Annotated in this window: 10 protein-coding genes and 2 pseudogenes; 10 read left to right on the plus strand and 2 right to left on the minus strand. The window is 63.5% G+C overall.

From position 1 onward, the window contains the following. Positions 1-119, plus strand: a pseudogene (locus CN311_RS14885) (F0F1 ATP synthase subunit epsilon); the annotation flags it as partial. Between the two features lie 46 nt (positions 120-165). Here CN311_RS14885 and CN311_RS14890 read toward each other — a convergent pair. Next, positions 166-1,674 carry a mannitol dehydrogenase family protein gene (locus CN311_RS14890; protein ID WP_097574555.1) on the minus strand — a complete coding sequence of 503 codons (1,509 nt, stop codon included), beginning with the start codon at positions 1,672-1,674 and terminating at the stop codon, positions 166-168. 179 nt (positions 1,675-1,853) lie between these two features. Between CN311_RS14890 and uxaC the strand changes: the two genes are divergently transcribed. The 9 genes from uxaC to recQ all read left to right on the plus strand — a co-directional run bounded on the left by uxaC (position 1,854) and on the right by recQ (position 11,002). Beyond that, positions 1,854-3,263: a glucuronate isomerase gene (gene uxaC / locus CN311_RS14895; protein WP_097574563.1), complete on the plus strand. Its 1,410-nt coding sequence runs from the start codon at positions 1,854-1,856 to the stop codon at positions 3,261-3,263. A 30-nt stretch (positions 3,264-3,293) separates the two neighbouring features. Next, entirely contained in the window at positions 3,294-4,271 is a 978-nt protein-coding gene (locus CN311_RS14900) for a TRAP transporter substrate-binding protein (RefSeq protein ID WP_097574556.1), read from the plus strand. Positions 4,272-4,326: 55 nt separating this feature from the next. Beyond that, on the plus strand, positions 4,327-4,854 hold the full coding sequence (locus CN311_RS14905) for a TRAP transporter small permease (RefSeq protein ID WP_097574557.1): 528 nt from the start codon (positions 4,327-4,329) through the stop codon (positions 4,852-4,854). After that, on the plus strand, positions 4,854-6,134 hold the full coding sequence (locus tag CN311_RS14910) for a TRAP transporter large permease (protein WP_097574558.1): 1,281 nt from the start codon (positions 4,854-4,856) through the stop codon (positions 6,132-6,134). The genes CN311_RS14905 and CN311_RS14910 overlap by 1 nt, the downstream gene beginning before the upstream one ends. Before the next feature lie 11 nt (positions 6,135-6,145). Then, complete coding sequence (locus CN311_RS14915) at positions 6,146-6,919, plus strand: FadR/GntR family transcriptional regulator (RefSeq protein ID WP_097574559.1); 774 nt, start codon at positions 6,146-6,148, stop codon at positions 6,917-6,919. A 22-nt stretch (positions 6,920-6,941) separates the two neighbouring features. Then, entirely contained in the window at positions 6,942-7,793 is an 852-nt protein-coding gene (kduI, locus tag CN311_RS14920; protein WP_097574560.1) for a 5-dehydro-4-deoxy-D-glucuronate isomerase, read from the plus strand. Continuing rightward, positions 7,790-8,548: a 2-dehydro-3-deoxy-D-gluconate 5-dehydrogenase KduD gene (kduD, locus tag CN311_RS14925; RefSeq protein WP_097574561.1), complete on the plus strand. Its 759-nt coding sequence runs from the start codon at positions 7,790-7,792 to the stop codon at positions 8,546-8,548. Before kduI ends, kduD begins: the two co-directional genes overlap by 4 nt. Positions 8,549-8,568: 20 nt before the next feature. Further along, entirely contained in the window at positions 8,569-8,907 is a 339-nt protein-coding gene (locus CN311_RS14930) for a cupin domain-containing protein (protein ID WP_097574564.1), read from the plus strand. A gap of 283 nt (positions 8,908-9,190) precedes the next feature. Further along, the gene (gene recQ, locus CN311_RS14935) at positions 9,191-11,002 is read left to right on the plus strand and encodes a DNA helicase RecQ (protein WP_245440832.1); all 1,812 of its coding nucleotides are present in this window, start codon (positions 9,191-9,193) and stop codon (positions 11,000-11,002) included. 300 nt (positions 11,003-11,302) lie between these two features. Here recQ and CN311_RS14940 read toward each other — a convergent pair. Then, positions 11,303-12,268: pseudogene (locus CN311_RS14940) on the minus strand (calcium-binding protein); the annotation flags it as partial.

A 12,268-nucleotide genomic window follows, 5' to 3' on the forward strand; every position in this document is an offset into this window, starting at 1 on the left:
GCCGCATCCAGGAGGCCAAGGAAGACGCAGCCGACGCCAAGGACGACCAGACCCGCAGCAAGGCCGAACAGTTCCTTAGCCAGCTCACCACGCTGGAAGGCGCGATCCTGCCGGCGTAAAGTTTCGCTGTCATTAGCGCTTGAAAAGCGGGCTTGGCCCGCTTTTTTATTGGACACCCAGGGCAGCGAAGGCGCCTGCCGGCCCGCCCTGCCGCAGACGGTCGAGATGGGCAGTGGTCAGTTCAATCAGCTCCTGGCGCCCGGCGTGCTCCTTGGCGAAACCGGCGAGGTCGAACACGGTCGCCACCGTCTCTTCCGTCGGCAGGTTGCCGCCAAAAAGCGCCGCCAACGGCAGATCCAACGGATCGGTGAAATGGTTTTCCGGCAAGGTCTTGCCGCGCGCCTCGCAAGCGGCGATCCAGGCGGCGACGACCAGGGTCAGGTACTCGGGGACGGAGCCGGCCTCGCTGCGCTCGATGGCGGAGGCGACGATGCGCTGCGGCAGTTTCTGGCTGCCGTCATTGGCGATTTGCGCCGTGCGGTGGGCGAGCGCGGTGTTGGAAAAACGCTGGGCGAGCTGGGCGATATAGTCCGCCGTGTCGAGCCCGGCATCCTGCGGCAGCGTCGGGATGGCCTCGGCCCATAATTGGTCGACGAACTGCCGGATCGCCGGATCGGCGAAGGCGCGGTCGACGGTCGCATGGCCACTCAACAGACCGAGATAGGCGATGGCCGAATGCGAGCCGTTGAGCAGCCTGAGCTTCATGTCCTCGAACGGGCCGACATCGCCGACCATGGTGACGCCAAACTTTTCCCAGGAAGGCCTGCCGGCCGGGAAGTCGTCCTCGATCACCCACTGGCGGAACGGCTCGGTCATGACCGGCCAGGCGTCCTCAACGCCGAGCTGGCCGGATATCCGTGCCCGGTCAATATCGGTGGTCGCCGGCACGATCCGATCGACCATGCTCGACGGAAACGCCACCTCATCTGCGATATGCTGGGCGAGGCTGGCATCGCCAGTGGCCCGGGCGTCACCTGCGGAGAGCCTGGCATCGCGCAGCGCCGCGAATTCGACCAGCAGCCGGTGCAGCGTCGCGCCATTGGCGGGGAGGTTGTCGCAGCAGAGCACGGTGAAGGGCTGACTGCCGGCTGCGCGGCGGCGCGAAAGCGATTCGGCGAGAAAGCCATGTGCTGTCTTCGGCATTTGCGGGTTCGCCAGATCGTGGACGATGTCGGGATGAGCCGCGTCGAGCCCGCCGCCGGACGACCGCAGATAAGCCTTTTCGGTGATCGTCAGCGTGACGATGCGGGTGCGCGGGTCGGTCAGCGCAGCCAGTACCGCGCTGGGATTTTCCGGCGCCACCAGCAGCGAGAGGATCGATCCTATGACGTTCAAGCTTTCGCCGCCGCTGTCCCTCACCGCCAGCGTGTAGAGACCGTCCTGCGGCGCCAGCGCATCGCGCGTGTCGGCGCTGCGCAGCGAGACGCCGACAATGCCCCAATCCGTCTCGCCCGCCGCCAGACACTCATCGACATAGGCCGCCTGGTGAGCGCGATGGAAGGCGCCGACGCCGAGATGGACGATGCCAGGCGCAAAGCGGGTGCGATCATATGAGGGAACGCCGACCGAAGCCGGCAATGCCTGAACCGTGTCGTTGGAAAGTCTGCTCGTCATGGTGCGGCGTGTCCGGTCGGATTACGTGGATCGTCATCAGGGATGATCGGCGGCGGCGTAACATCCTGCTCCGTTTCGTACAATGGGCCGCTTGCGCAAAGTCATCATACAACAATCCGCTTTTTGTATGTTGACATTATTTCCTACCGGCCCTACCGATGGCCCTCGGGAGGATCGAAATGGCAGGACTGACCGATCCGGATCTGCTGTTTGCTGGCGAGGGGCGCCCGCTTTCGCTCGCCCGCGATCTCTATGCCGGCGTCAAGGATCTGCCCATCGTCAGCCCGCACGGCCATACAGATCCGCGCTGGTATGCGCTCAACGAACCATTTCCCGACCCGGCGCAATTGCTTGTCGTACCGGACCACTACATTTTCCGCATGCTGTTCAGCCAGGGCGTGCGCCTCGAGGATCTCGGCGTTTCGAGCCTGGACGGCTCACCGGTGGAGACCGACGGCAGGGCGATTTGGCGGCGTTTTGCCGAGCACTATTATCTGTTTCGCGGCACGCCGACCCGTTTGTGGCTCGACCATGTGCTTGCCCATCTGTTCGGCATTGAAGAGCCGCTGAACGCGGCGACGGCCGACCGCCAGTACGATATGATCGCGACGCTGCTGCAGTGGGAGAATTTCCGCCCGCGCGCCCTGTTCGAGCGCTTCAATATCGAGGTCATCGCGACGACGGATGGCGCGCTCGACGATCTCGGATGGCACCAGGCGATCCGCGACAGCGGCTGGGAAGGCCGCGTCATTCCGACCTATCGGCCGGACGCGGTGATCGATCCGGACTTCGAGGGTTTTTCGGCCAATCTCGACCGGCTTGGCGAGATCAGCGGCTGCGATACGGGCAACTGGGCTGGCTATCTCGACGCCCATCGCCAGCGGCGCGCCTTCTTCAAGGGCTTCGGCGCAACCGCCTCCGATCATGGCCATCCGACGGCGGAGACCGCCCATCTGTCGGATGCCGCCGCGCAAGAGCTGTTCAACCGCATCCGCCGGGGTTCGGATGACGAGCGCGAGCGCAAACTGTTTCGCGCCCAGATGCTGACCGAGATGGCCAAGATGAGCCGCGACGACGGGCTGGTGATGCAAATTCATCCCGGTTCTTGGCGCAACCATTCACCTTCCATGTTTCAGAAGTTCGGCAGGGACAAGGGTTTCGATATTCCGACGCGGACGGACTATGTGACAGCGCTGAAGCCGCTGCTCGACTGCGTCGGACTGGAGCGCGACGTGACCATCATCCTCTTCACGCTCGACGAGACCAGCTATGCCCGCGAACTGGCGCCGCTTGCCGGCGTCTACCCGGCGCTGAAGCTCGGGCCGGCCTGGTGGTTCCATGACAGCCCGGAAGGCATGCGCCGTTTCCGCGAGATGACCACGGAGACCGCCGGCTTCTACAACACCGTCGGCTTCAACGACGACACCCGCGCCTTTCCATCCATCCCCGCCCGCCACGATGTGGCGCGCCGGGTCGACTGCGCCTATCTCGCCCGCCTGGCCGCCGAGCATCGGCTGCGCGAGGACGAGGCGCATGAACTGGCAAAGGAGCTTGCCTACACGCTTGCAAAGAAGGCGTACCGGCTTTGAGCCGGACGCCAGGTTGAAAGGGAGGAAGTCATGTTGCAATTTTCGAAACTGGCGGCGGCCGCATTCGCCTGCGGCTCGCTGATGATCGGCATTGCCAATGCCGAAACCGTGCTGCGGTCGTCCGATACCCATCCGGACGGGTATCCGACGGTCGAGGCGGTCAAATACATGGGTGACCTGATCAAGCAGCGCACCGATGGCCGCTACTCGATCGAGGTCTATCACTCGGCGCAGCTCGGCGAGGAGAAGGACACGATCGAGCAGACCCAGGCCGGTGTCATCGACCTGAACCGGGTTTCCATGGGACCGTTCAACGGCATCGTTCCGGAGACCGCAGTGCCGTCGCTCCCCTACATCTTCCGCTCCGTCGAACATATGCGCCATGTCATGGACGGGCCGATCGGCGACGAGATCCTGAAAGCATTCGAGGCGCACAATCTGGTCGGGCTGGCCTTCTACGATTCCGGGGCGCGCTCCTTCTACAACACCAAGAAGGACATCACCTCGATGGCCGACATGAAGGGCATGAAGTTCCGCGTCATCCAGTCGGATGTGTTCGTCGACATGGTCAATGCGCTCGGCGCCAATGCGACGCCGATGGCCTATGGCGAGGTCTATTCGGCGTTGCAGACCGGCGTCATCGACGGCGCGGAGAACAACTGGCCGAGCTTCGAGTCCGCCAAGCATTATGAGGTCGCCAAGCACTATACGCTCGACCAGCACCAGATCGTGCCGGAAGTGCTTGTGATGTCGAAGGCGAGTTGGGACAAGCTCACGCCTGAAGACCAGGCGATCGTGCGGCAGGCGGCTAAGGACAGCGTCGTCAAGATGCGCGAATTGTGGGACGCGCAGGAGAAGAAGTCACGCGACATCGTCGAGGCCGCCGGCGTCAAGGTCAGCGAGATCGACAAGCAGCCGCTGATCGACGCGATGAAGCCGGTCTACGAGAAGTATCTGTCGACCCCCGAACTGAAGGATCTCGCAGCCCGCATCCAGGCAACAAAATAATCCATTGGCGAAAGGGATGGCGCGCGTGTCCGCGCCATCCTCGGGGAAGCGTAAAATGAAAAAATTCTGGCTGGCGACCGAACGGCTGCTGTCATGGCTGGCGAGGATCGCTCTGTGGATCAGCGGCGCCGGACTGACATTGATGACGGTCATCATCTTCTGGCAGGTGTTTTCGCGCTATCTGCTCAACCGCTCGCCGAGCTGGACGGAGTCCTTCTCGGTGCTCTTGATGGGCTGGTTCATCTTCCTCGGTGCCGCGGTCGGCGTCCGCGAGCGCACCCATCTGGGCTTCGACGTGCTGCTCTACTTCTTGCCGCCCTCGGCCAAGGCGGTGCTGCGCAGCATCTCGGATATTGTCGTGCTCGCCTTCGGCGCCGGCATGATCGTCTACGGTATCCAGCTCGCCAGGCTGACATGGAACACGGTAATGCCGTCTCTCGCCCTTCCGGGCGGCGTTGGCTTCCTGCCGGTCATCCTGGGCGGCGTGCTCGTCTGCCTGTTTTCGCTGGAACGGCTGGCCGGAAGGTTTGCCGGGCTGCCGGTCGACGCCGACCAATATGTCACCGGCGAGGAGGCCTTGTAATGGCGCTGACGGTTCTGTTCGGTACCTTCGTCTTCCTGCTGATCATCGGCACGCCGATCGCGTTTTGTCTCGGCGTCGCCAGTTTCGCGACGGTGCTGGTGCTGGGCCTGCCGCCGCTGGTGGTGTTCCAGCGACTCAATTCCGGCGTCAGCGTGTTTTCGCTGATGGCCATCCCCTTCTTCATCTTTGCCGGCGACCTGATGGTTAGAGGCGGCATAGCGGCCAGGCTGGTGGCGCTGGCGGGCTCGCTGGTCGGCCACCTGCGCGGCGGGCTTGGCCAGGTCAACATTGCGGCGTCGACGCTGTTCGGCGGCATTTCCGGCTCGGCGGTGGCCGATGCCTCGGCGGTCGGCGGGCTGATGATCCCGCAGATGAAGGCGCGCGGCTACGGCATCGACTATGCCGTCAACATCACCTCGGTCGGCGCCATCATCGCGTTGCTGATCCCGCCCTCGCACAACATGATCATCTATTCGATCTCAGCCGGCGGACGTATCTCGATCGCGGACCTGTTCACGGCCGGCATCATCCCGGGCTTGATGCTGGCCTTGTCGCTGATGGCAACCGCGTATTTCGTCGCCAGTCGTCGCGGCTATCCTACGGAACCCTTCGCCGGCTTCGCTCGGGCGCTGCAATTGCTGCTTGCCGCCATTCCCGGCCTGATCCTGATCGGCATCATCTTCGGCGGTGTCCGCTCCGGCGTATTCACCGCGACGGAAAGCTCGTGCATTGCCATTGTATACGCCTTCCTGGTGACGCTGCTGGTCTATCGTTCGATGGGCTGGGGCGATTTCGTCGCCGCCACCACGGCCGCCGTGCGCACCACGGCAATGGTGCTGATGATCATCGGTTGTGCTGCCGCTTTCGGCTGGCTGCTGGCCTATCTCAGGGTGCCGGCGGCACTCGTCGCCTTTCTGCAATCGATCTCACACGACAAGATCGTCATCCTGTTGCTGATCAATGTGGTGCTGCTTGTCCTGGGAACCTTCATGGACATGTCGCCGCTGATCATTATCACCACGCCGATCTTCCTGCCCGTGGTTATGGCCTATGGCGTCGATCCCGTGCATTTCGGCGTCATCCTAATCCTCAATCTCGGCATCGGTCTGTGCACGCCGCCTGTGGGTGCCGTGTTGTTCGTCAGCTGCGCCATCGGCCGGATACCGATCTGGACCGCAATGCGCTCTATCTGGCCGTTCTACGGAGCGGCCTTCGCCATCTTGATGCTCGTCACCTATGTGCCGGAAATTTCATTGTGGCTGCCAAGCCTGTTCCACTAGGAGGTTCCCAAGTGTCCGCGGCAATTGCCGACCTCAGAGTCGAGAGAAAACCGAAGCTTTCGGAAACCGTCGTCGCGACGATCCGCAAGCAGCTCCAGGCGGGCGAGATCCAGCCGGGACAGAAGCTGCCGACCGAGGGCCAGCTGACCGAAACCTTCGGCGTCAGCCGCACCGTCATCCGCGAGGCGCTGGCCAAGCTTGCCGCCGACGGCCTTGTCGAGCCGCGCCAGGGCGCCGGCGTTTTTGCCACCGAGCATATCTCGACGATGTTCGGCGCGCTGGCCGCCGACATGGGAGCCAAGGACTCGATCGCGCTCAACGTGCTCGAGGTGCGGCTGGCGATCGAGATCGAATCCGCCGGGCTTGCCGCCGTCCGCCGCAACGCCGCGCAGGAAGCCGCGATCCAGGAAGCCTTCTTCGAGTTCGAGCGGCTGCTCTTGAACAGCGAGCCGACCGGCCCGGCCGACCTTGCCTTCCACCGGGCGATCGCCAGCGCCACCAACAACCCGTTCTATGTCGAGATGCTCGACGTGCTGGGACGGCGCGCCATTCCTTGCGACGTGACCTCGCCCTGGTCCACCGAGATTGCCCAATCCGATGTCTATCAGCGGGGGCTGCAACGCGAGCATCTGGTCATCCTGAACGCGATTTCGGCCGGCGATGCCGAGGCGGCTCGCGAGGCCATGCGCGCCCATCTCAGCGCCAGCCAGCAACGCTATCGCGAACGCCTGCATGCGCGGCAGGTTTTTTATGCCGACTCCGTCAAGGCCGCGGCAACCGAATGATCCTCTCGAAGTCAGGGCAGCAATGAATCAGATTCAAACGGAATTCACATCGCGCTTCGCCATCGATCCCGTTGCCGCCGCGGCGATGGGAACGGACGAGCTTCGTCACAATTTCCTGATCGAAGGCCTGTTTCAGCCCGGCCGCATCAGCCTGACCTATTCCCATTATGATCGCATGATCGTCGGCGGCGCCATGCCCGCCGAGGTACCGCTGCCACTCGAAGCGATCAAGCCGACGGGGACCAGGAATTTTCTCGACCGCCGCGAGATGATCGCCGTCAACATTGGCGGCGCCGGGACGGTGAAGGCCGATGGCCAATCCCACGAATTGCAGGCGCGCGATATGCTCTATCTCGGCATGGGCGCCAATGAGGTGTCGTTCGCTTCGGCCAGCCCGGCTGAGCCGGCAAAGTTCTACCTGCTCAGCGCGCCGGCGCATCAGAGCCATCCCAGCAGGCTCATCCGCATCGGCGACGCCAAGCGGCTCGACCTCGGCAGCCAGGCGACTTGCAATGAACGCTCGATCTTCCAGTTCATCCATGCCGACGGCGTGAAGACCTGCCAACTGGTCGTCGGCATGACGCAGCTTGCGCCGGGATCGGTCTGGAACACCATGCCGTGCCACGTGCATGACCGGCGCATGGAGGCCTATCTCTATTTCGATCTGCCGGAAGCGGCGCGCGTGTTTCATTTCATGGGCGAGCCGGACGAGACACGCCATCTGGTCATGCGCAACGAAGAGGCGGTGCTGTCGCCGGGCTGGTCAATCCATTCGGGCGCCGGCACCTCCAACTACGCCTTCATCTGGGCGATGGCCGGCGACAATGTCGACTATACCGATGTCGATCCGGTGGCGATGGAAGAGCTGCGGTGAGCGCCGCTTTCAGCCTCGCCGGCAAGCGCATCCTTGTCACCGGCGCCAACACCGGCATCGGCCAGGGCATCGCCCTGTCGATCGCGCGCGCCGGCGGCGCGGTGGTCGGCGTCGGCCGCTCGGCGATGGACGACACGGCTGCAAAGGTGGCTGCGGCGGGCGGGGCGTTCGCGGCCGTGGCCGCCGACCTTGCCGATCCCGCTGCCGCCGCCAGCATGCTCGATCGCGTCTGGGACGAGAAGGGGCCGCTCGATGGGCTGGTCAACAATGCCGGCATCATCCGGCGCGCCGATGCGGTCGAATTGACCGAGGCCGATTGGGACGAGGTGATGGACATCAATTTAAAGACGGTCTTTTTCCTCTGCCAGAACTTTGCCAGGCGGGCGTTTGCCGGCGGACGCAAGGGCAAGATCGTCAACATCGCCTCCGTGCTGAGTTTCCAGGGCGGCATCCGCGTTGCTTCCTACACCGCCTCGAAACATGGCGTGCTCGGCATTACGCGGCTGCTCGCCTGCGAATGGGCGACAAAAGGCATCAATGTCAACGGCATCGCGCCCGGTTATATCGAGACCAACAATACCGAGGCGCTGCGCGCCGATCCCGACCGCAGTGCGTCGATCCTGGCGCGCATTCCGGCCGGACGCTGGGGCGCGCCGGAAGACATCGGCGACGCCGCCGTCTTCCTGCTGGCGCCGGCGTCGAACTACATGCATGGCGCGGTGATGCCGGTGGATGGCGGCTGGCTGGCGCGATGAGAAGCGATGAGGATCTGGCGATGACTGGAACGAAGATTTTCGCCCATGCCGGCGAGGGCGCGTGGACGCCGACACCGGATGGCAACCGCAGGCGCGTTCTGCTGCACACCGACGAGCTGATGATGGTCGAATTCGGCTTCGACAAGGGCGGCGTCGGGACGCTGCATTCGCACCCGCATGTCCAGGCGAGCTACGTCGCCGAGGGCCGCTTCGAGGTCACCATTGACGGCAGGACGGAAATCCTGGAAGCCGGGAGCAGCTTCATAGTCACGTCCAACCTTGTCCACGGCGTCCGGGCGCTCGAAGCGGGTCGCCTGGTCGACAGTTTTACGCCGCACCGCGCTGATTTTCTCGACTGACGACATTTTCGCAAACGAAATCCCGCGCCTCCGGAGAGGCGCGGGTTGTTGCCTGGGCGCCTTGCGGCACCGCGGTACTCGAAACATCACCGCAGGACCCGAAGCTGCCCAATCTTGGTGAAGATAGGATTAACCGAGCAGAGCGGCGCGTTCTTTGTACGAAAGCGAACAGGGCTGGAATCAGGGTCCAATATCAGCCAATGAAGGGGATGCTTCGTCAGTCCCTCTCCACGCCGCCTTTCCGCGCACCGATTGTAGAAATTTCCTGATGCAGACATCGCCAATGAGCGTCCCTGCAGAGGATCCCAAGCGGCGCGTCCTGAAGGACGTGTTCGGCTTCGATGATTTTCGTCCCGGCCAGGCATCCGTGATGGAAACGTTGCTGGCCGGGGGTCATGTGCTGGCCGTCATGCCGACTGGCGCGGGCAAATCGCTCTGTTACCAGGTGCCGGCGCTGGTTCTTGGCGGGCTCACCATCGTTGTCTCGCCGCTGGTCGCCCTGATGCAGGATCAGGTCGCTGCATTGCGGCTTGCCGGCGTGGCGGCCGACACGATCAATTCTTCGCTCGACCGCGAAGCCAATGTCGCGGCATGGCGCCGTGTCGCGGCGGGCCAGACACGCCTGCTTTATCTGGCGCCGGAGCGGCTGATGACCGAGCGCATGCTCGAGGCGCTGGCCAGGCTCGACATAAGCTTGATCGCCATCGACGAGGCGCATTGCATTTCGCAATGGGGGCCGGCGTTCCGGCGCGAATATGAGGAGCTGTCGCGGCTCTCCGGCATTTTCCCCGAGGTGCCGATCATCGCGCTGACGGCGACGGCGGACGAGGCCACGCGCACCGACATAGCCGCGCGGTTGTTCGCGGGGCGCGTCGAGAGCCTGGTGCTGGGGTTCGACCGGCCGAACATCAAGCTCGGCATCGAGGCCAAGCAGAACAGCAAGCGCCAGTTGCTGGATTTCGTGCAGCGTCATCCCGGCCGCAGCGGCATCGTCTATTGCCTGTCGCGCAAGAAGACGGAAGAGATGGCGGCGTTCCTCGAACAGAACGGCGTCACCGCGCTCGCCTATCATGCCGGCATGAGCAAGGACGCGCGTGAAGCGAATCAAAACGCTTTCATGACCTTGTCCGGCGTGGTGATGGTGGCGACCATCGCCTTCGGCATGGGCATCGACAAGCCTGACGTCGCCTATGTCTTCCACACCGATATGCCGGGCAGCCTGGAAGCTTACTATCAGGAGATCGGCCGCGCCGGCCGCGACGGGCGGAAGGCCGAGGCGCATATGCTGTATGGCCTCGGCGACATCCGCATGCGGCGTCTCTTCATCGACGACGAGGACGCATCGGCGGAGCACAAAAGGCGGGCGCATCGCCGGCTCGATACGCTGATCGGCTATTGCGAGACGGCGCAGTGCCGCCGCCAGGTGCTGCTTGGCTATTTCGGCGAGGAAGCGCCGCCATGCGGCAATTGCGACAACTGCCTCGATCAGGTGCCGCGCGCGGATGGCGGGGCTGAGGCGCGCATCATCCTGGCGGCGGTCGCGCAGAGCGGCGAACGCTTCGGTGCGGCCCATGTCATCGACATTCTGCTCGGCCATGAAACCGAGAAGGTGCTGGCCAGAGGCCATGAAAGGCTCGCCAGCTTCGGCGGTGGAGTGGCGCACAAGAAGGATTTCTGGCTGTCGCTGATCCGGCAGCTTGTCGCTGGCGGTTTCCTGGAGCCGGATCCGTCCGGCCATGGCGGTCTCGCCATCACTGAGAAGGGCCATGCGCTCGGCCGTGGCGAGATTCCGTTCCAGTATCGCATCGAGACGCGGCAGCTTGCCGCGCGCGGCAAGCTGCGTTCCGCCGGAGGTACTGCTGATACCGAAGGTCTCGATGCTTCGCTGCTGGCCGCGCTCAAAGCGCTGCGGCTGCGCCTTGCCAAGGAACGCCAGGTGCCGGCCTATGTGATCTTCTCCGATCGCACGCTGATCGACATGGCTGAGCGCCGCCCGCGCGACCTCGACGCTTTCGCCGAAGTGAATGGCGTCGGCGCCGCGAAGCTCAGGGAATTCGGAGAGATATTTCTGAGTGCGATTGCTGCGCAGCACTAGGCGAGTGGGCTGGCTAAGGATCACGGCTGGACCGCGCGAGCCGCGGCAGTCGGAAGTGGCCGCCGCCGAAGGACATTTGGCCCTTCATCAGCGCCGATGAAGCGTCGGCCCGTTGCAAGTGCGGAAAGGCGACGCCGTCGTCTTCTCGCTCATAGGCGAGCCGGCCTGTCGTTCGCCGCGTGCTTCATACGTTGTAGACCTCGATGTCGGGTCGGCCGATTCTTGGCAGGCAACGAGGGCTGTCTGTTTGGTCTTGCTTGACCACAGCAGCCCTCGCCGGACGTTGTCCCCTGCCAGAGTTCAAGTCACAAAGAATGAGCTTGCGGTAAGCGAGAGGCCTGGAGAAAGGGTGGCGAACTGTATCTGAGCCGCGCCGCCAATGCCGTCGCTGTCGAAAGAGAGCGCTCCGGTTGAGCTGTTATAGATGATGTGGTCGGAGCTGTCGTGCGCGGCCGTCCCGGCAAAGAAAGCGGCGGCTGTGAGCGCGCCCGCGCTCAGCCCGGCAAAAATGGCGTTCTCGAGGTGGATCTTGTCCTGGGACGCGTTGAAGTCGACAATCTTGTCGACATTGCCCTTACCAAGGGCGCTATCGAAGACGAAAATGTCGTTGCCGCCAAAGCCACGCAACTTATCGGCGCCGCCGCCGCCGTTGATGACATTGGCGCCATCGTTGCCGTGGATGGTTTGAGCCAACTCGTTGCCGGTCAGGTTGATTGCCGTGGTGCCGTTATCCTTCGTGGTGCCAAGGACTTCAATCGAAGAGCCGGCCTCGAGCGCGTAGCTCACGGAAGTCCATATCCTGTCTTGACCCTGGCCAGCGGACTCGATCACCCTGTCGCCGGTATTGTCGACATAGTAATCGTCGTTGCCGCCAAAGCCGACCATCTTGTCGGCGCCGCCGCCGCCGTTGATGACGTTGTTACCGGCATTGCCGTGGATGGTTTGAGCCAATTCGTTGCCGGTCAGGTTGATTGCGGTGGTGCCGGCGTCCTTGGTGGTGCCAAGGACTTCAATCGACGAACCGGCCGCGAGCGCATAGCTCACGGAGGTCCACACCCTGTCCTGGCCCTGGCCAGCGGCCTCGACCACCTTGTCGTTTGCATGGTCGACATAGTAATCGTCGTTGCCGCCGTAGCCGGTCATTGTGTGGGCACCGGCACCGTTTGCCTTAAGAACATCGGCTCCGCTGGTACCGACGACTTTATCGGTCGTCGGAGGTGAACTATCGGTTGGAGGCGGCGTGGTTGGAGGCGGCGTGGTTGGGGG

The sequence above is a fragment of the Mesorhizobium sanjuanii genome (assembly GCF_002529485.1).
In the GTDB taxonomy this organism is placed as follows: Bacteria; Pseudomonadota; Alphaproteobacteria; order Rhizobiales; family Rhizobiaceae; genus Mesorhizobium; species Mesorhizobium sanjuanii.